Here is a 19,012-nt window from a genome sequence, read left to right as displayed (position 1 = left end):
GCGAGTGTCCGAGCAGGATACGACGCACGTCGGTGATCCGCGCGACCCTCGCGACGAGTGAGGCGGTCCAAATGGGTGGCCTCCGTCACGTGACAGTGTCACCCGGGCAGCTACTGCCAGGTTCCCATGTGTGCCCGGACACGACCATGCCCGGTCGCTGATAGCCTGGTACCCCGTGGACCGGTGGGACGCAGATAGATGTCACGGCAGAAGTCACGGCACCCCCGAACCGCAGCGACGGCACCCCTGAATCACCAGGCCCCACGCCGCATCGCACCTCTCCACCTCGCGACCACGGGAGCTCCCTCTTGGCCATGCCGCCCAAATCCACGACGACCAAGCACCTCTTCGTCACCGGGGGCGTCGCCTCCTCGCTGGGCAAGGGGCTCACCGCCTCCAGCCTGGGTGCTCTCCTCAAGGCGCGCGGCCTGCGGGTCACGATGCAAAAGCTCGACCCGTACCTGAACGTCGACCCGGGAACGATGAACCCGTTCCAGCACGGCGAGGTCTTCGTCACCAACGACGGAGCCGAGACCGACCTGGACATCGGCCACTACGAGCGTTTCCTGGACGTCGACCTCGACGGCTCCGCGAACGTGACCACCGGCCAGGTCTACAACACCGTGATCGCCAAGGAGCGGCGCGGCGAGTACCTCGGTGACACCGTGCAGGTCATCCCGCACATCACCAACGAGATCAAGCACCGCATCCGGCGGATGGCGACCGAGGACGTCGACGTCGTCATCACCGAGGTCGGCGGCACCGTCGGCGACATCGAGTCGCTGCCGTTCCTGGAGACGGTCCGCCAGGTCCGCCACGAGGTCGGCCGGGACAACGTCTTCGTCGTGCACATCTCGCTGCTCCCCTACATCGGCCCGTCCGGTGAGCTGAAGACCAAGCCGACCCAGCACTCGGTCGCGGCGCTGCGCAACATCGGTATCCAGCCCGACGCGATCGTGCTGCGCGCCGACCGTGAGGTCCCGACCGCCATCAAGCGCAAGATCTCGCTGATGTGCGACGTCGACGAGGCCGCGGTCATCGCCTGCCCGGACGCGCCGTCGATCTACGACATCCCGAAGGTCGTGCACGCCGAGGGCCTGGACGCCTATGTCGTGCGCAAGCTGGACCTGCCGTTCCGCGATGTGGACTGGACCCAGTGGGCGGACCTGCTGGACCGCGTCCACAACCCCGACCACGAGGTCAAGGTCGCGCTTGTCGGCAAGTACATCGACCTGCCGGACGCCTACCTCTCGGTCACCGAGGCGCTGCGGGCCGGCGGCTTCGCGAACAAGACCCGCGTGAAGCTGAAGTGGGTCACCTCCGACGAGTGCAAGACCCCGGCCGGCGCCGCCGAGCAGCTCGCGGACTGCGACGCCGTCTGCATCCCCGGCGGCTTCGGCGACCGCGGCGTGGACGGCAAGGTCGGCGCGATCACCTACGCCCGGGAGAACAAGCTCCCGCTGCTCGGCCTGTGCCTGGGCCTCCAGTGCGTGGTCATCGAGGCGGCCCGCAACCTGGCCGGTATCGCGGGTGCGAACTCCACCGAGTTCGACCCGGCCGCCGCCGACCCGGTCATCTCCACGATGGCCGAGCAGATGGACATCGTCGCAGGTGAGGGCGATATGGGTGGCACGATGCGGCTGGGCATGTACCCGGCCAAGCTCGCCGAGGGCTCCATCGTCCGCGAGGTCTACGACGACGAGCCGTACGTCGAGGAGCGCCACCGCCACCGCTACGAGGTCAACAACGCCTACCGCGCCGAGCTGGAGAAGAAGGCCGGGCTCCAGTTCTCCGGCACCTCCCCGGACAACAAGCTCGTCGAGTACGTCGAGTACCCGCGCGAGACGCACCCCTACCTGGTCGCCACCCAGGCGCACCCGGAGCTGCGCTCCCGCCCGACCCGCCCGCACCCGCTCTTCGCCGGGCTGGTGAAGGCCGCGGTCGCGCGCAAGACGGGCACCGCGAAGTAAGGAACACCGCGGCGGATACGGTTGCCGGGGTACGGCCTCTTCGAGGTCGTGCCCCGGTTTCTGCGTTGGGTACGAGGCAACACACAGGAGGACGCGCCATGGCGATCAAGGACACCCCCGAGGAGTGGACGGTCACCGCGACCACGACGCCGTTCACCGGGAACAAGACCAGCGTGCGCACCGACGAGGTCGTCATGCCGGACGGCTCCACCGTCACGCGCGACTACCAGGTCCACCCCGGTTCCGTGGCCGTCGTCGCCCTCGACGACGAGGGCCGGGTGCTGGTGCTGCGCCAGTACCGCCACCCCGTACGCCAGAAGCTGTGGGAGATCCCCGCCGGGCTGCTCGACATCCCCGGTGAGAACCCGCTGCACGCGGCGCAGCGCGAGCTGTACGAGGAGGCGCACGTCAAGGCCGAGGACTGGCGGGTGCTGACCGATGTGTACACCACGCCCGGCGGTTGTGACGAAGCCGTGAGGATCTTCCTCGCCCGGGGGCTGTCCGAGGCCGAGGGGGAGCGCTTCGAGGTCTCCGAGGAGGAGGCCGACATGGAGCTGGCACGGGTGCCGCAGGACGAGCTGGTCCGCGGGGCGCTCGCCGGTGATCTGCACAACAACTGCCTCGTCGTGGGCGTGCTGGCACTCGCCGCGGCCCGGCTCGGCGAGGGTCTGGACGCGCTGCGGCCGGCCGATGCGCCGTGGCCGGCCCGCCCCTTCGAGGCCTGAGCCGCCGATCCGCCACGAGCCGGTCGGATGATCTACCGATCCGATCGGGTGACCCAACCGCCCTGCTCGGCAGGGCACGTGACGGCCCGTGAACTACGCTCGGCAGCGTCCGTCCCGGCGGCGGACGCGTACGCGCAGGTGGACGGGAGCGTGACCGGTGACGGACCAGGCGGTGGGCGGGGAGCACCTCCCGCCGGAGACGGCGGACGGGCCTGCCACGGCAGCACCCGGACAGCGGGCACCGGGGTTCCGCCAGGAGGGCGGAACCGCCCGTCCCCTGGTCCCCGCGGCCTCCACCGCCCCCTCCGCCACCGGGTTCGCCGGCCGCCGCCGCGAGCTCAAGGCGCTGCACGCCGATATCGCGCGGGCCGGCCTGGACACCCTTTCCGGCCGCAAGGGCGCCCGCAGCCGGGTGCTGCTGATCGCCGGCCGCCCCGGCTCCGGACGTACGGCCCTGGCCGAGGAGCTGCTGCGCGAGCTGGCCGACCACCATCCCGACGGTGTGCTGAGGGCCACCCTGACCGGGCCGGGCGGCGAACCGGCCGACCTCGGCCGCGCCGCGCGTGACCTGCTGGCCGTGCTCGGCGTCGAGGCCCCGCCCGGCGCCGCCGAGGACGAGCTGACCGAGCTGCTGCGCGGTGCGCTCGTCGGGCGCCGTGCCCTCCTGTTCCTGGACGACGCACGGGGCGCCGAACAGGTCGAACCGCTGCTCCCCGACGCCCCCGACTGCCTGGTCGTGGTGGTCTCCCAGGGGCCGCTGACCGGCATTCCGGACGTCCGGCCGTGTGCCCTGGGCGGCCTGGACAGCGCGGCCTGTGTCGAGATCCTCAGCCGCTACGCCGGGCCGACCCGGATCACCGTCGACCCGCGGACCGCCGACAGCGTCGCCGAGGAGTGCGGCGGCCAGCCCGCCGCGCTGGTGCTGGCCGGGGCCTGGCTCGCCGCCCGCCCCAAGTCCTCGGTCGCCGATCTGCTCCAGGCGCTGCACGCCGTCCCGCTGCCCCCGGACCTGCCCACCGGCGCCCGCCCGCTGTTCCGCGCCTTCCGGCTCGCCTATGACGCGCTGCCGGCGCCCGCCGCCCGCATACTGCGGCTGATCACCCTGGCGCCGGCCGGCCTCGTGGACGCCCATATCGCCTCCGCGCTGGCCGGCTGCTCGGTGGCCGCGGCCGCCACGACGCTGGGCGACTTCGCCGCGCTCGGCATGCTGCGGCCGGTCGCCACCGAGGACGACGGGGTCCTGGGCGCGAGTACGCCCGATCCGGCCCTGCGCCCCCAGTACCGGCTGCCCGGCTGCCTCGACCCGCTGGCGCGCGAACTGCTCCGGGAACACGAGCGCCCGGCCGACGTCCAGCTGGCCCGCGCCCGGATGCTGGAGCGGACCGTACGGCTGCTCCAGTCCTGCCGGGCGATGGGCGAGCCGGCCGATTCGCCCGCCCGGCAGAAGGTCGCCGGACTGCCGCGCTCCCTGCGCTTCTCCTCCAAGGGCGCCGCCGCGCACTGGCTGCGCAGCCGTCGCGGCGCGCTGCTCGACGCCGCGAGGATCGCCGTCGCCGACGGTGAACTCGACACCCTGGACCGGCGGTTGATGGCCGCGCTGACCCGGACGCTGCTCGCGCACCAGGGCCCCGAGGCCGCCGCGCCGGACCTCTATGCACTGCACGGACTCGTCCTCCAGGTCGCCGAGCGGCGCGGGCTGCCGCGGGAGAAGGCCGCCGCCCTGCTGAACCTCGCGGACCTGGACGGCCAGGCGGGACGTACCGCTCAGGCGCTCACCCGTTACCGGGGTGCGCTGGAGGCGGCCCGCTCGGTGCAGGACCCGGTGGCTACCGGCCGGGCGCTGGAGTCGCTGGGCGGTACGTACACCGAGCTGGGCGACTGGCAGCGGGCCGCCGACTGGTACGGCCGGGCGCTGGAGCTGCGGCTCGCCCGTGACGAGGGCGGTGACGCGGCGCGGCTGCACGGCCGGATCGGTGGCGCGCACACCTACGCGGGCCGGTGGGGCGAGGCGCTCAAGGCCTGGCGGGCGGCCGTCGGGACGTATCGCAGGATCGGCGATGTGGCCGGCCAGGCGCGGGCGACCGGTGAGGTGGCCCGGGTGCAGGAGTACGCGGGGCGGCCCGAGGACGCGCTGCGGACCTGTCTCGAAGCCCTCGACATCGCCCGGAAAGCGGGCGACGGACGACTGGAGGCGGCACTGCAACTACGGATCGCGGACACCCTCGAGAGGCTCGGCGACCCAGCAGCGGCACGGCTCCACCGGGCCGTGGGGGAGCGACTCCTCGAAGATCACTCCAAGTGACCTGCGAAATCGGTGGTACTTCTCGCGAGAATTAATGCTTTGCAAGGCTAGACAACGAGAGCTCCTTCAATAGACTGGCTGGGCCGCGTTCGGCGCGGTCAGTTCCGTCATGCAGCGCATGAGGGGATAATTCCTCCTGCACCCTCTCTTTCAAGGACCGTGATCGACGTGAAGGTCGGCATCCCCCGCGAGGTCAAGAACAACGAGTTCCGCGTGGCTATCACGCCCGCCGGAGTGAACGAACTCGTCCGCCACGGCCACCAGGTCTTCATCGAGAAGGACGCCGGTCTCGGCTCGTCCATCACGAATGAGGAGTACGTCTCCGCCGGTGCCTCCATCCTGGACACCGCCGATGAGGTCTGGGGTACCGCTGACCTGCTGCTGAAGGTCAAGGAGCCGATCGCGGAGGAGTACCACCGCCTCCGCAAGGACCAGACGCTCTTCACCTACCTGCACCTGGCGGCCTCCAAGGAGTGCACGGACGCGCTGCTGGAGTCCGGCACCACCGCGATCGCCTACGAGACCGTCGAGACGGCCGGCCGCCAGCTGCCGCTGCTCGCCCCGATGTCCGAGGTCGCGGGCCGTATCGCCCCGCAGGTCGGCGCCTACCACCTGATGCGCCAGGCCGGCGGCCGCGGTGTGCTGCCCGGTGGCGTCCCCGGTGTCCACGCGGGCAAGGCCGTCATCATCGGCGGTGGCGTCTCCGGCTGGAACGCGCTCCAGATCGCCGTGGGCCTCGGCTTCCACGTCACCCTGCTCGACAAGGACATCAACAAGCTCCGCGAGGCCGACAAGATCTTCGGCACCAAGGTGCAGACGATCGTCTCCAACGCCTACGAGCTGGAGAATGCCGTCGTCGAGGCCGACCTCGTCGTCGGTGCCGTCCTGATCCCCGGCGCCAAGGCGCCGAAGCTGGTCACCAACGAGCTCGTCGCCAAGATGAAGCCCGGAAGTGTTCTTGTCGACATCGCGATCGACCAGGGTGGCTGCTTCGAGGACTCCCGTGCCACCACGCACGCGGAGCCGACCTTCCCGGTCCACAACTCGGTCTTCTACTGCGTCGCCAACATGCCCGGCGCCGTGCCGAACACCTCCACCCACGCGCTCACCAACGCCACGCTGCCCTACATCGTGGAGCTGGCGAACCGTGGCTGGGTCGAGGCGCTGCGCCGTGACCCGGCGCTGGCCAAGGGCCTGAACACGCACGACGGCAAGGTGGTCTACGGTCCCGTCGCCGAGGCCCACGGCCTCGAGCACGTCGAACTGCGCACCCTCCTGGGCTGAGGCGTCAACGAAGCGCGTCAACGCTGCATCACCGGCCGGGCCTTGTCGACAAGGCCCGGCCGGTCGCATGTGCGGCCTGCGGAACGCTCCATTCCGGAACGCCGGGCCCCAACTCGCCGCGAACGTGACCCTTTAGCCGATTCGCGCCCCCCTGAAACTTCGGTCCGATGCCATGTGCGCCCTTGACATCGGGGGTCCGGTTACCGACACATCGTGCCGGGTCCGGTGGATTGTGTTGCTGCGGACGCCCGACACGCCATAGAGTCGCCAACCGTCGGCATGGTGCCACGCTGACCTATCGATAAAGTTTCCTGGTCACATCCAAGGAGGTAAGACGACTTGTGAATGAGTCGACATTTACTCCCGGGGGTGGTCAACCAGGAGCGGTTGCACGGGGCCAGGGTCCCTCGGGGTCCGAGGCTGTCGGCTCCGTCGCGGTCCACACCTTCGCAGCCCACCAGAGCATTTCCACGACAGCCCACCAGAGCATGGACGGCCATCACGTGAACGCCATGGCCGGCGACCGGGGCAGTGGAGAACCCGCCCGTCTCGCCGACTACGACGACCTGCCCCAGGGGCACTTCTACGATCCGGACGCGGAGTACGAGCCGGACCCCGAATACGCCGCGACGCTCGCGCCGGACGCCGCGCGCCAGCGCCGCGAACGCGTCGGCCCGACCGGACGCCCGCTCCCTTATTTCCCCATCCCGGGGCCGTTGTCCGACCACGGCCCCGCCAAAATCATCGCCATGTGCAACCAGAAGGGCGGGGTCGGCAAGACCACCTCGACCATCAACCTGGGTGCCGCACTTGCCGAATACGGACGACGGGTGCTGCTCGTCGACTTCGACCCGCAGGGCGCCCTGTCGGTCGGACTCGGCGTCAACCCGATGGAGCTCGACCTGACGGTCTACAACCTGCTCATGGAGCGGGGCATGTCGGCCGACGAGGTGCTCCTGAAGACCGCGGTCCCCAACATGGACCTACTGCCCAGCAATATCGATTTGTCAGCGGCAGAGGTGCAGTTGGTCAGCGAGGTCGCGCGCGAGTCGACCCTCCAGCGCGCCCTGAAGCCGCTGCTGGCCGACTACGACTACATCGTCATCGACTGCCAGCCCTCGCTCGGTCTGCTCACCGTCAACGCGCTGACGGCGGCTCACAAGGTCATCGTGCCGCTGGAGTGCGAGTTCTTCGCGCTGCGCGGTGTCGCGCTGCTCACCGAGACGATCGAGAAGGTCCAGGAGCGGCTCAACCCCGAGCTGGAGCTGGACGGCATCCTGGCGACGATGTACGACTCCCGCACCGTGCACAGCCGTGAGGTCCTGGCACGTGTCGTCGAGGCCTTCGACGATCACGTCTACCACACCGTCATCGGCCGTACGGTCCGCTTCCCGGAGACCACCGTCGCGGGCGAGCCGATCACCACGTACGCCTCCAACTCCGTTGGTGCCGCCGCCTATCGTCAGCTCGCCAGGGAGGTGCTCGCCCGGTGTCACGCCGAGTGAGTCTGCCGGGCGCCGACGAACTGTTCCGTACCACCGGGGGAGTGGGGCTTCAGCCCTCCAGTCCCCGACGTCCGGCGAACGGCTCCCCGGCCAACGGTGAGGCGCCCCGGGTGCCCGCACCGGCCGGCGAGCCCGATCCGGCGGCGGACGGGCCGGAGACGGCCACCGCGGTACGGCAGCGGCGGGCCGGCAGCTCGGACACCCCGGCGACGGCCGGTGACGGCGGACCGGCCACGCCACCGCGGGTGCCCGCCGTCGGTCCCTCGGCCGAGCACAGCGGCCGTGAGGCGGACGGCGACACCGGCAAGAGCCACCGGGCCCAGGCGGGGCAGGGCGGCCAGGCCGGTCCGGACGCGGCCGCGGCGGCCGCGCAGGCCGGTGGCCAGGGCCGCCGGCGCGGGGGCTCCCGCGGTGCCAACCGCCGCCCCAGCGGCCGGGAACGGCACGACGAGAAGATCACCGTCTATGTCTCCGCCGAGGAGCTCATGGACCTCGAACATGCGCGGCTGGTGCTGCGCGGCGAACACGGCCTCGCCGTCGACCGCGGCCGGATCGTCCGCGAGGCGGTCGCCGTGGTCCTCGCCGACCTGGAGTCGCGCGGCGACGCCAGCATCCTGGTGCGGCGGCTGCGCGGGCGCTGACGCCCGGCCGCTGTCCGTGTGCGGGCGAGGCGGGTTCGGCACTGCGGTGCCTGCGGCGTGGCTGCTCGCCGTGGTGGCGGAGATTTCCTGCGGCGGCTGCCACGGTGCGGAAACGTCACGCCGCGCGGGACCGGCCGCGCCGGGTCGGACAGGGCGCGCTCGCCGCGGGATAGCCTGCCTCCTCGGCGGGGTCTCCCGCCCGTGACCAGCCCGCCGCCCCCGGCGCGGGACCGCAGCACCATGGACCGCGATGCCGACGACCAACGACGATGCCCCTGCGCCCCGCGCCCGTAGACCTCTCGGGCGGGGGGCGGGCGCGGGCGCGGGTCCGGGGGCACCGGACGCCCCTGTGACGCCGGACGCCCCTGTGACGCCGGACGAGCCCGCGGTGCCGGACGGGTCCGGAGCGGCCGGGGCGCCGGAGGGTGCCGACGTGCCGCAGTCGGACGGGTCGCAGGGCGCCGCCGAGGACGTGCCCCTCGCCGTTTCCGATGCCGTTCCCGCCGCGGTCGTCCCCGGTGCCGCTCCCGCCGAGGCTCCCCCCGAGGCCGGCGACGGCAAGTTCACCCTCCGGCTGGACAACTTCGAGGGGCCCTTCGATCTCCTGCTGCAACTGATCTCCAAGCACAAACTGGACGTCACCGAGGTCGCGCTGTCGAAGGTGACCGACGAGTTCATGGCGCACATCCGGGCCATGGGGCCGGACTGGGATCTGGACCAGACCACGGAGTTCCTGGTCGTGGCGGCGACGCTGCTGGATCTCAAGGCCGCCCGGCTGCTGCCCGTGGCCGAAGTGGAGGACGAGGCGGATCTCGCGCTCCTGGAGGCCCGTGATCTGCTCTTCGCCCGGCTGCTCCAGTACCGCGCCTACAAGCGAATCGCGGATATCTTCAGCGGCCGGCTGGCGGACGAGGCCCGGCGCTACCCCCGTACGGTCGGGCTGGAGCCGCACCTCGCCGAGCTGCTGCCCGAGGTCGTCATCAGCACCGGGGCGGAGGGTTTCGCCAAGCTCGCGGTGAAGGCGATGCAGCCCAAGGCCCGGCCGCAGGTCTATGTCGACCACATCCACGCGCCACTGGTGAGCGTGCGGGAGCAGGCCGAGGTGGTGATGGCACGGCTGCGGGAGGCGGGCGAGAGCAGCTTCCAGGAACTGTGCGCGGACGCACCGGACACCCTCACCGTCGTGGCGCGCTTCCTGGCCCTGCTGGAGCTCTACCGGGAGCGGGTGGTCGTCCTGGAGCAGGAGGAGGCCCTGGGGACGCTGAACGTCCGCTGGACGGGCGCGGAGGGGGCCGAGCCGGTCGTCACGGACGAGTTCGACCAGGAACCGGGGCAGCGCGCCGCCGGGGCGGAGCGGGAAGAGCACGCAGAGAAGGAGCGGGCATGAGCGGCGTGGCCGACGGCGGGGCGTACGACGTCACCGAGACCGGTACGGAGGACGTCCCGGGGGAACGGCCCGGGGCGCCGGCCGGGACGCTGGGAGTGGCCGAGCTGGAGCTGAAGCCCGCACTGGAGGCGGTCCTCATGGTCGTCGACGAGCCCGCGACCGAGGAACACCTGGCCAGGGTGCTGGAGCGGCCCCGCCGCGCGGTCGCGCTGGCGCTGCGCGAGCTGTCCGACGACTACGCGCGGCAGGGCCGCGGATTCGATCTCCGTCTGGTGGCCGGCGGCTGGCGTTTCTACTCCCGTGCCGAGTACGCCGACGCCGTGGAGAGCTTCGTCCTGGACGGCCAGCAGGCCCGGCTCACCCAGGCCGCATTGGAGACTCTGGCCGTGGTCGCGTACCGTCAGCCGGTCAGCCGTTCCCGAGTCTCGGCCGTACGCGGCGTGAACTGTGACGGTGTGATGCGCACGCTCCTCCAGCGCGGACTGGTGGAGGAGGCGGGGACGGAACCTGAAACAGGTGCGATCCTGTACAGGACGACGAATTACTTTTTGGAGCGGATGGGCCTGCGAGGCCTGGACGAGCTCCCTGAGCTCGCACCGTTCCTTCCGGAGGCGGACGCGGTCGAGGGCGACTCCCCGGAAGGTATCCCGTCGTTCGACGTAGACGACAGCGGCGACTCTCAGACGGATCATTGATGCGAAGCAGCGGCAGGAACAACAGGGACAGCGGCCGGGGCGACCACCGCGGCGCCGGCGGGGGCACCCCGCGGCCGAAGGCCGGGGGGAAGAGGGACGACAAGCAGCGCTCGGGTCGCCCCCGTCCCGAGGAGCGCCGCTACGACGTGGGCGGATCCGGCGGTCCCGGGGGCTCCTCGGACCGCAAGGACGAGCGCGGCGGCGCCAAGAGCGGTGGCCCCAAGAGCAGCGGCCCCAAGAGCAGCGGCAGCCGGGGCGCGGCGGCCCGTGGCGGTGCCAAGGGCGGCCCGCGCACCGGTGCTGCATCCAAGGGGTCCGGCCCCGGCGGCAAGGGCGGTCCCAAGGGCGGCCCGCAGCGCGGCCGCGGCCAGGTGCCCGCACGGCCCCGTGAGTACGACGCCCAGGTGGAGGAGCGCAACCGCGCCCGCCACAACAAGCCGCAGGTCAAGACCCCCAAGACCTTCGGCGACCAGGAGGGCGAGCGGCTTCAGAAGGTGCTGGCCAGGGCCGGTATGGGCTCGCGGCGGGCCTGCGAGGAGCTGATCGACCAGGCGCGCGTCGAGGTCAACGGCCAGGTCGTCATGGAGCAGGGCGTCCGGGTCGACCCGGAGAAGGACGAGATCAAGGTCGACGGCCTGACGGTCGCCACCCAGTCGTATCTCTTCTTCGCGCTGAACAAGCCGGCCGGTGTGGTCTCCACGATGGAGGACCCCGACGGCCGCCAGTGCCTGGGCGACTACGTCACCAACCGCGAGACGCGGCTGTTCCACGTGGGCCGGCTGGACACCGAGACCGAGGGCATCATCCTGCTCACCAACCACGGTGAGCTGGCGCACCGCCTGACGCACCCGCGCTACGGCGTGAAGAAGACCTACCTGGCCGCGATCCAGGGCCCCCTCCCGCGCGACCTGGGCAAGCAGCTCAAGGACGGCATCCAGCTGGAGGACGGCTACGCCCGCGCCGACCACTTCCGGGTGGTGGAGAACACCGGCAAGAACTACCTCGTCGAGGTCACGCTCCACGAGGGCCGTAAGCACATCGTGCGCCGGATGCTCGCGGAGGCCGGATTCCCCGTCGAGCGGCTCGTCCGCACGAGCTTCGGCCCGATCCCGCTGGGCGACCAGAAGTCGGGATGGCTGCGGCGGATGACCAACACCGAGGTCGGCATGCTGATGCGTGAGGTCGAGCTCTAGGTCCTCCGGGACCTCGGCGGGACCGCACGGCAGGAAATGCCTTGCGGCTCCGCAGCCCCACCCCTTAATGTCACTGTGACATTAAGGGGTGGTTTTTTCATGGTGTCCACGGGGTCCGCCGCTACCGGCTCGCTGATCGGGCTGGCTCTCGGCGATGCGCTCGGCTTTCCCACCGAGTTCAACGATGTGCCGTCGATCCTGGCCAAGTGCGGCCCGTGGCGGCGGATGCCGCTGCCCGATCCCGCGTTCGTCACCGACGACACCCAGATGACGCTGGCGCTGGGCCGCGGACTGCGCACGGCCCTGGGCCGCGGTCCGCTCACCGCGCAGGCCCTCGTGGGACCCGTGCGCGAGGAGTACGTCGCCTGGTGGCGCTCGCCCGACAACAACCGGGCACCGGGCGGCACTTGCCTCAGGGCCTGCCAGCTGCTCAGCGACCGGGACCGGCCCTGGGCCGAGGCCGCCCAGATGGGGTCGAAGGGCTGCGGCGCCAACATGCGGGTCGCGCCGATCGGGCTCGCCCCGGGGCTGAGCCCGCAGCAGCGCTCCGGTGCCGCACAGCTCCAGTCCGCGCTGACCCACGGGCACCCCACCGCGCTCGCCGCCGCCGATCTGACCGCCTGCGCCGTACGCGCCCTCGCCGACGGCACACCGCCCGCCGAGCTGCCCGCCCTGCTGCGCACGTATGCCCACGCCCACCGCACCGTCTACCGGGAGGACTGGCTCGGCGACCTGTGGCGGCGCGGCCACGACCCCTCCGCGACGGACTTCACCGCCCGCGGCTGGGACGAGTGCCTCGGTGTGCTGGACCGGCTGGACGCGGCGCTCGCTGCACCGGACCGGGAGGCCGACCCGTGCCTGGCCACCGGCGCCGGCTGGATCGCGGAGGAGGCGCTGGCCACCGGCCTGCTGTGCTTCCTGCTCTTCCCCGACGAGCCGCGCACCGCGCTGCGCCGGGCCGCCTGCACCTCCGGCGACTCCGACTCGATCGCCTGTCTCACCGGCGCCTTCGCGGGCGCCCGTCTCGGCGCCGGCGCCTGGCCCGAGGAGTGGGCCGCGCGTATCGAATACCGCGACGAGCTGCTGAGGCTGGGGGAGGCCTGGGATGCGTGAGACCCCGACAGCCGCCGGACGGGAGGCCGTCCTCCGGGCGGCCGGGCTGCCCGCCGTCGACCTGGGCGCCGTGGTCGCGGAACAGGACGACCCGCTGGTCTTCGCCACGGTCTCCGGCGCGCATCTGTACGGCTTCCCGTCCCGGGACTCCGACGTCGATCTGCGCGGCGCCCACCTCCTGCCGGCCGCCGCCCTCCTCGGGCTGCACGAGCCCGACGAGACACGGACGCGGATGTGGGACCAAGGACGCACCGAGCTGGACCTCGTCTCGCACGACCTGCGCAAATTCGCCCGGCTACTGCTGCGCCGCAACGGCTACGTACTGGAGCAGCTGCTCTCGCCCCTGGTGGTGCACACCACTCCCGTGCACGACGAGCTGATCGCGCTGGCCCCGGACCTGCTCACCGCCCACCACGCCCACCACTACCGCGGCTTCGCCACGACCCAGTGGCGGCTCTTCGTGAAGACCGGCGAGCTGAAGCCGCTGCTGTACACGCTCCGGGTGCTGCTCACCGGCATCCACCTCATGGACAGCGGCCGGGTGCAGCCCCATCTGCCCACACTGGTGGGTGAGCTGGCCGCGCCCGCCTACATACCGGAGCTGATCGCGGCCAAGGAGGCGGCCGAACACGGCACGGCCGGTGCGGTGGTGGACCCGGCACGGCTGCGTACGGACATCGAGGCGCTGCACGCCCGGCTGGACGCCGCCCAGGACGCGACCGCCCTGCCGGACGCTCCCGGCGCCGGCGAGGCGCTGCACGACCTCATCGTCCGGGCCAGGACGGCGGGCGCCTCAGCCGAGCGCTGAGGCCCGCCGGGCCCGGAACAGGAAGTCCGCCACCCGGCCCCGGTCCGGCTCGGCCGGCAACGGCGAGCCGGACACCGAGGCCTCGGCCTCCTCGGCCAGCCGCGCCATCCGGCGCTCCACCGCTTCCCAGGCCACCTCACCGCGCCGGACCGCCAGCAGCTCCTCCCGGTCCTCGCCGACGTCCAGGGTGAGCGCGCCCGTACGGAGCAGGTCGCGCGAGGAGGCCAGCAGCCGCAGCAGGTGCATGGCGTGTTTCCAGCGGGGCGCACCGTGCTGCCGTACGTCGGCCCGCAGCTGCTTGAGCTGCCCGCCGGCATAGCCCGCGAAGGTGCGGTGGGCCTGCCGGGACAAGAAGGCGTCGCGCAGCGCGAGCAGCTCCCGGCCGGTGGCGTCGATCCGCTCCACCAAGGGGGAGTGCAGACACTCCAGGATGGTGGGGTTGGCACGCAGCGCCAGATGGCAGAACCGCTCCAGCTCCCAGGAGAACTCCTCCTCGCGCGGCCCCTCCACATGGGTCGGCGGCTTCTCGAAGCCCCAGAAGAGCGGGGTGGGTGCGAGATACACCCCGCGCCGGTCGGTGTCGCTGGACTCCGTGGCCAGACCGAAGGCGCGCGAGCCCATCACACATGCGTAGACGGTGTGCTCGGCGACCAGGGTGTGACCTGCGGCGGCTTCGGACATGGCGGCGATTGTCGCTGGTGGAATGGCGAATGTCACCAGTTTTTGGAGGCGGAATGCGGGCCTCCGGAAGCGTGATCACTGTTGGTGGGCGGCCGGTCGCGGCGTGCACGGACCGCCGTCCTGACCTTCCGGCCGTCTCAGCGTCCGGCCGCCGCGTACGGATTGTCCGTGCGGCTGGTTACGCTGATCAGTGCGCGCACAGGTGCGTGACGCGGCACAGAACGCAGGGGAGCAGTGACGTGGCGGTACGAGCGGTCCGCGGGGCCGTCCAGCTGGAGCGGGACGACGCGGAGCACATGCAGGAGCAGGTCGGCGAGCTGCTCACCGCCATCCTCGAGCGCAACGACCTCCTCGCGGACGACCTGATCAGCGTGTGGTTCACCGCCACCCCCGATCTGCACAGCGACTTCCCGGCCGCCGCCGCCCGCGCCCTGGGCATCACGGACGTCCCGCTGATCTGTGCCCAGGAGCTGGACATCGACGGCGCCATGGAGCGCGTGGTGCGGGTGCTCGCCCATGTCGAGACCGGGCTGTCCAAGGCCGGGATCGCCCATGTCTACCTCGGTGCGGCCGGCGAGCTGCGGAAGGACATCGCGCAGTGAGGACCGCACTCGTCATCGGAACGGGCCTGATCGGCACGTCGGCCGCGCTCGCGCTGCAATCGCGGGGCGTCCGGGTCTTCCTGGAGGACCACGACCAGGCACAGGCCCTGACGGCCGCCGCGCTCGGCGCGGGCACCGCCGAGGCGCCCGAGGGCCCGGTCGACCTGGCCATCGTGGCCGCGCCCCCGGCCCATGTCGCGGCGGCCCTGGCCGGTGCCATCCGGCGCCGGGTGGCCCGCGGCTACATCGACGTCGCCAGCGTCAAGGGCGGCCCCCGCCGTGAGCTGGAGGCGATGGGCTGCGAGCTGTCCGGCTACCTCGGCACGCATCCGATGGCCGGCAAGGAGCGCTCCGGCCCGCTGGCCGCCACCGCCGACCTCTTCGAGGGCCGGCCCTGGGTGCTCACCCCGACCCGCGACGGCGACACCGAGGTGCTCAACCTCGCCCTGGAGCTGGTCGCGCTGTGCCGGGCCGTTCCGGTGGTGATGGACGCGGACGCGCACGACCGCGCCGTCGCCCTGGTCTCGCACACCCCGCAGCTGGTCTCCAGCCTCGTCGCCGCCCGCCTGAGGGGAGCCGACGAGACCGCCGTACGCCTCTGCGGCCAGGGCATCCGGGATGTGACGCGGATCGCGGCCTCCGATCCCGCGATGTGGATCGACATCCTCTCGGCCAATCCGGGTCCGGTCGCCGATGTGCTGGGCGAGATCGCCGCCGACCTGGACGAGACCGTACGGTCCCTGCGCGCTCTGGAGTCCGCCGACGAGGGGAAGCGCGGCGGCGGCGCCGGCGGTATCGAGGACGTGCTGCGCCGCGGCAATGCCGGCCGGGAGCGGGTGCCCGGCAAGCACGGCGCCGCCCCGGCCGCCTACGAGATCGTCGCCGTCCACATCGGCGACCAGCCCGGCGAGCTGGCCCGGATCTTCGCCGACGCCGGCCGGGCCGGGGTCAACATCGAGGACGTCCGCATCGAGCACGCCACCGGCCAGCAGGCCGGTTTCATCCAGCTCATGGTCGAGCCGCAGGCCGTGCCGGTGCTGACCGCGGAGCTGCGCGAGCGGGGCTGGTCCATCCGGCAGTGACCGCGTGGACGGCACCGTGCGGGTGAGCCAGTAACCTTGTCCGAGGCCCTTACGGCCCTTGGACCCCCGCCCCGTGTACAAGAAAGGTGTTCGTCACCGTGGAAACCGCCGCTCGGACCGCCCCGGCAGCAGTGATTGTCGCCATCGACGGCCCCGCAGGCACGGGCAAGTCCAGCACGTCCAAGGCCGTCGCCGCCAAGCTGGGCCTCGGCTACCTCGACACCGGCGCCCAGTACCGCGCGATCACGTGGTGGATGCTGACCAACGGCATCGACGTCAAGGACGCGACGGCCGTGGCCGACGCCGCCGTCAAGCCCGTGATCGTCTCCGGCACCGACCCGTCCGCCCCGACCATCTCGGTCGACGGCCTGGACGCCGCGGGCCCGATCCGCACCCAGGAGGTCACCGCCGCGGTCAGCGCGGTCAGCGCCGTCCCCGAGGTGCGGACCCTGATCACCGATCTCCAGCGCAGCATCGCCGCCGAGGCGCCGAACGGCATCGTCGTCGAGGGCCGGGACATCGGCATCACCGTCCTGCCCGACGCCGACCTCAAGGTCTTCCTCACCGCCTCCCCCGAGGCGCGGGCGGCCCGCCGCAGCGGCGAGCTCAAGGGCAAGGAGGCCACCGACCTGGCCGCCACCCGCGAGGCGCTGATCAAGCGGGACGCCGCCGACTCCGGCCGCAAGACCTCCCCGCTGGCCAAGGCGGACGACGCCGTCGAGGTGGACACCACCGAGCTGACGCTGGAGCAGGTCATCGAGTGTGTGGTCACCCTCATCGAGGGCGCCGGCGCCGAAAAGGCAGGGCGGGCCGCCCGGTGACCGACAGCGGCGGGGCTCCGACCGCGGCGGGCGCCGCGGTCGGCCGGCGGATCGGCATCGGCCTGATGTACGGGCTGTGGCGGCCGCGGGTGCTGGGCGCCTGGCGGGTGCCGTCGGCCGGCCCGGTGATCCTCGCCGTCAACCACTCACACGGCATCGACGGCCCGATGCTGATGGGCACCGCGCCGCGGCCGGTGCACTTTCTGATCAAGAAGGAAGCCTTCGTCGGCCCGCTGGACCCGTTCCTGCGGGGCATCGGGCAGCTGAAGGTGGACCGCCACACCGTCGACCGCAAGGCGATCACCGACGCCCTCGGGGTACTGGAGCAGGGCGGAGCGCTGGGAATCTTCCCGGAAGGCACCCGCGGCGAGGGCGACTTCGCCTCCCTGCGGGCGGGCCTGGCGTACTTCGCGGTGCGCTCCGGTGCCCCGGTCGTGCCGGTGGCGGTGCTCGGCAGCAAGGAGCGCCACAGCCGGCTCACACCGGCCGTGCCACCGCTGTGGTCCCGTGTCGATGTCGTCTTCGGTGACGCCTTCGAGGCGGGCGACAGCAGCGGGCGGCGCACCCGTAAGGCGCTCGACGAGGCGACCGTACGGATCCAGGAGCGGCTGACCGCCCACCTGGCAGAGGCCAGGCGCCTGACCGGGCGCTGATCCCACACTTGAGTAGTGGGCCGCGGACGAGTGGCCCACCGATCACGATGATGAACGAGGAACGGACTTCATGAACGACCAGATCCCTACCGGCGACGAGCACGGTGCGCTTGGCGACGCCGAGTACGCGGAGTTCATGGAGCTCGCCGCGGAGGAGGGCTTCGACCTCGAGGCGGTCGAGGGCGACATCGCCGCGGCCGGCCACGGCCCGCTGCCCGTCCTCGCCGTCATCGGCCGCCCCAATGTCGGCAAGTCGACCCTGGTGAACCGCATCATCGGCCGCCGTGAGGCGGTCGTCGAGGACAAGCCGGGCGTCACCCGCGACCGTGTCACCTACGAGGCCGACTGGAACGGCCGCCGCTTCAAGGTCGTCGACACCGGTGGCTGGGAGCAGGACGTCCTCGGCATCGACGCCTCCGTGGCGCTCCAGGCCGAGTTCGCCATCGAGGCCGCGGACGCGGTCGTCTTCGTCGTCGACGCCAAGGTCGGCGCCACCGACACCGACGAGGCCGTCGTCAAGCTGCTGCGCCGCGCCGGCAAGCCCGTGGTCCTGGTCGCCAACAAGGTCGACGGCCCCTCGGGCGAGGCCGACGCCGCGATGCTGTGGTCGCTGGGCCTCGGCGAGCCGCACCCGGTCTCCGCACTCCACGGCCGCGGCACCGGCGACATGCTCGACGCCGCGCTGGACGCGCTGCCCGAGGCGCCCGCGCAGACCTTCGGCACCGCCCTCGGCGGCCCCCGCCGGATCGCGCTGATCGGCCGCCCGAACGTCGGCAAGTCGTCGCTGCTGAACAAGGTCGCCGGCGAGGAGCGGGTGGTCGTCAACGAGGTGGCCGGCACCACCCGTGACCCGGTCGACGAGATGATCGAACTGGGCGGCAAGACCTGGAAGTTCGTGGACACCGCCGGTATCCGCCGCCGGGTGCACCTCCAGGAAGGCGCCGACTACTACGCCTCGCTGCGCACCGCTGCGGCCGTCGAGAAGGCCGAGGTCGCGGTCGTCCTGATCGACGCGTCCGAATCCATCAGCGTCCAGGACCAGCGCATCATCACGATGGCCGTGGAGGCCGGGCGCGCCCTGGTCATCGCCTACAACAAGTGGGACACCCTCGACGAGGAGCGCCGCTTCTACCTGGAGCGGGAGATCGAGCGGGACCTCGTACAGATCCCGTGGGCGATGCGGGTGAACGTCTCCGCGCGCACCGGCCGCCACATGGAGAAGCTGGTCCCGGCGATCGAGACCGCGCTGGCCGGCTGGGAGACCCGCATCCCCACCGGGCGGCTCAACGCCTTCCTCGGTGAGATCGTCGCCTCCCACCCGCACCCGATCCGCGGCGGCAAGCAGCCCCGCATCCTCTTCGGCACCCAGGCGGGCACCAAGCCGCCGCGCTTTGTGCTGTTCGCCTCCGGCTTCCTGGAGGCCGGCTACCGCCGCTTCGTCGAGCGGCGGCTGCGCGAGGAGTTCGGGTTCGACGGGACGCCGATCCACATCTCCGTGCGGGTGCGCGAGAAGCGCAGCAAGAAGAAGTAGCGGCGGCTCCCGGGCCGTA

17 protein-coding genes are annotated in these 19,012 nt (G+C 72.0%); 16 read left to right on the top strand and 1 reads right to left on the bottom strand.

Annotated elements, in window-relative coordinates:
• The first annotated feature begins 314 nt into the window (after positions 1-314).
• From K7C20_RS08305 to K7C20_RS08255, 11 genes are all read left to right on the top strand, one after another.
• Positions 315-1,970, top strand: a complete 1,656-nt coding sequence (locus K7C20_RS08305; RefSeq protein ID WP_030078558.1) for a CTP synthase — start codon at positions 315-317, stop codon at positions 1,968-1,970.
• A gap of 98 nt (positions 1,971-2,068) precedes the next feature.
• Complete coding sequence (locus K7C20_RS08300) at positions 2,069-2,695, top strand: NUDIX domain-containing protein (protein ID WP_030078559.1); 627 nt, start codon at positions 2,069-2,071, stop codon at positions 2,693-2,695.
• A 157-nt stretch (positions 2,696-2,852) separates the two neighbouring features.
• Positions 2,853-4,997 (top strand): tetratricopeptide repeat protein, encoded by a 2,145-nt coding sequence (locus K7C20_RS08295; protein ID WP_053208399.1) that lies wholly within the window; start codon positions 2,853-2,855, stop codon positions 4,995-4,997.
• A 168-nt stretch (positions 4,998-5,165) separates the two neighbouring features.
• Positions 5,166-6,281 (top strand): alanine dehydrogenase, encoded by a 1,116-nt coding sequence (gene ald / locus K7C20_RS08290; protein WP_030078560.1) that lies wholly within the window; start codon positions 5,166-5,168, stop codon positions 6,279-6,281.
• A gap of 488 nt (positions 6,282-6,769) precedes the next feature.
• Positions 6,770-7,786: a ParA family protein gene (locus K7C20_RS08285; RefSeq protein ID WP_030078562.1), complete on the top strand. Its 1,017-nt coding sequence runs from the start codon at positions 6,770-6,772 to the stop codon at positions 7,784-7,786.
• Positions 7,783-8,427: a hypothetical protein gene (locus K7C20_RS08280; protein ID WP_053208398.1), complete on the top strand. Its 645-nt coding sequence runs from the start codon at positions 7,783-7,785 to the stop codon at positions 8,425-8,427. The genes K7C20_RS08285 and K7C20_RS08280 overlap by 4 nt, the downstream gene beginning before the upstream one ends.
• A gap of 250 nt (positions 8,428-8,677) precedes the next feature.
• On the top strand, positions 8,678-9,814 hold the full coding sequence (locus tag K7C20_RS08275; protein WP_030078566.1) for a segregation and condensation protein A: 1,137 nt from the start codon (positions 8,678-8,680) through the stop codon (positions 9,812-9,814).
• Entirely contained in the window at positions 9,811-10,509 is a 699-nt protein-coding gene (gene scpB / locus K7C20_RS08270; RefSeq protein WP_030078568.1) for an SMC-Scp complex subunit ScpB, read from the top strand. Before K7C20_RS08275 ends, scpB begins: the two co-directional genes overlap by 4 nt.
• A complete protein-coding gene (locus K7C20_RS08265) occupies positions 10,509-11,702 on the top strand; it encodes a pseudouridine synthase (protein WP_030078570.1) in 1,194 nt (397 codons plus the stop codon). The genes scpB and K7C20_RS08265 overlap by 1 nt, the downstream gene beginning before the upstream one ends.
• Positions 11,703-11,801: 99 nt before the next feature.
• Positions 11,802-12,815, top strand: a complete 1,014-nt coding sequence (locus tag K7C20_RS08260) for an ADP-ribosylglycohydrolase family protein (RefSeq protein WP_030078572.1) — start codon at positions 11,802-11,804, stop codon at positions 12,813-12,815.
• Positions 12,808-13,623, top strand: coding sequence for a nucleotidyltransferase domain-containing protein (locus tag K7C20_RS08255; protein WP_078952790.1), 816 nt, complete (start codon positions 12,808-12,810; stop codon positions 13,621-13,623). The genes K7C20_RS08260 and K7C20_RS08255 overlap by 8 nt, the downstream gene beginning before the upstream one ends.
• On the opposite strand, the gene K7C20_RS08250 is transcribed toward K7C20_RS08255, so the two are convergent.
• Positions 13,609-14,304 carry a nucleotidyltransferase domain-containing protein gene (locus tag K7C20_RS08250; protein WP_053208397.1) on the bottom strand — a complete coding sequence of 232 codons (696 nt, stop codon included), beginning with the start codon at positions 14,302-14,304 and terminating at the stop codon, positions 13,609-13,611. The two genes, K7C20_RS08255 and K7C20_RS08250, sit on opposite strands and share 15 nt — an antisense overlap.
• 239 nt (positions 14,305-14,543) lie before the next feature.
• On the opposite strand from K7C20_RS08250, the gene aroH reads away from it, so the two are divergent.
• The 5 genes from aroH to der all read left to right on the top strand — a co-directional run bounded on the left by aroH (position 14,544) and on the right by der (position 18,993).
• Positions 14,544-14,906, top strand: a complete 363-nt coding sequence (gene aroH / locus K7C20_RS08245) for a chorismate mutase (protein ID WP_030078580.1) — start codon at positions 14,544-14,546, stop codon at positions 14,904-14,906.
• Complete coding sequence (locus K7C20_RS08240; RefSeq protein WP_053208396.1) at positions 14,903-15,988, top strand: prephenate dehydrogenase; 1,086 nt, start codon at positions 14,903-14,905, stop codon at positions 15,986-15,988. The genes aroH and K7C20_RS08240 overlap by 4 nt, the downstream gene beginning before the upstream one ends.
• An 86-nt stretch (positions 15,989-16,074) precedes the next feature.
• Entirely contained in the window at positions 16,075-16,809 is a 735-nt protein-coding gene (gene cmk / locus K7C20_RS08235) for a (d)CMP kinase (RefSeq protein ID WP_030078582.1), read from the top strand.
• Positions 16,806-17,462: a lysophospholipid acyltransferase family protein gene (locus K7C20_RS08230; protein ID WP_053208395.1), complete on the top strand. Its 657-nt coding sequence runs from the start codon at positions 16,806-16,808 to the stop codon at positions 17,460-17,462. The genes cmk and K7C20_RS08230 overlap by 4 nt, the downstream gene beginning before the upstream one ends.
• Positions 17,463-17,532: 70 nt before the next feature.
• The gene (der, locus tag K7C20_RS08225; protein WP_053208394.1) at positions 17,533-18,993 is read left to right on the top strand and encodes a ribosome biogenesis GTPase Der; all 1,461 of its coding nucleotides are present in this window, start codon (positions 17,533-17,535) and stop codon (positions 18,991-18,993) included.
• Positions 18,994-19,012 lie beyond the last annotated feature (19 nt).

The organism is Streptomyces decoyicus, from assembly GCF_019880305.1.
GTDB classification, from domain to species: domain Bacteria; phylum Actinomycetota; class Actinomycetes; order Streptomycetales; family Streptomycetaceae; genus Streptomyces; species Streptomyces decoyicus.
Note: the sequence above shows the minus strand (reverse complement) of the source record. Positions and strands in the feature narration are given on the sequence as shown.

Coding starts and splice junctions, on each gene's coding strand:
- K7C20_RS08275 (WP_030078566.1), top strand. CDS start 8,678: ATGCCGACGACCAACGACGATGCCCCTGCGCCCCGCGCCCGTAGACCT.
- K7C20_RS08305 (WP_030078558.1), top strand. CDS start 315: ATGCCGCCCAAATCCACGACGACCAAGCACCTCTTCGTCACCGGGGGC.
- K7C20_RS08300 (WP_030078559.1), top strand. CDS start 2,069: ATGGCGATCAAGGACACCCCCGAGGAGTGGACGGTCACCGCGACCACG.
- K7C20_RS08260 (WP_030078572.1), top strand. CDS start 11,802: ATGGTGTCCACGGGGTCCGCCGCTACCGGCTCGCTGATCGGGCTGGCT.
- K7C20_RS08255 (WP_078952790.1), top strand. CDS start 12,808: ATGCGTGAGACCCCGACAGCCGCCGGACGGGAGGCCGTCCTCCGGGCG.
- K7C20_RS08265 (WP_030078570.1), top strand. CDS start 10,509: ATGCGAAGCAGCGGCAGGAACAACAGGGACAGCGGCCGGGGCGACCAC.
- der (WP_053208394.1), top strand. CDS start 17,533: ATGAACGACCAGATCCCTACCGGCGACGAGCACGGTGCGCTTGGCGAC.
- scpB (WP_030078568.1), top strand. CDS start 9,811: ATGAGCGGCGTGGCCGACGGCGGGGCGTACGACGTCACCGAGACCGGT.
- K7C20_RS08250 (WP_053208397.1), bottom strand. CDS start 14,304: ATGTCCGAAGCCGCCGCAGGTCACACCCTGGTCGCCGAGCACACCGTC.
- K7C20_RS08285 (WP_030078562.1), top strand. CDS start 6,770: ATGGACGGCCATCACGTGAACGCCATGGCCGGCGACCGGGGCAGTGGA.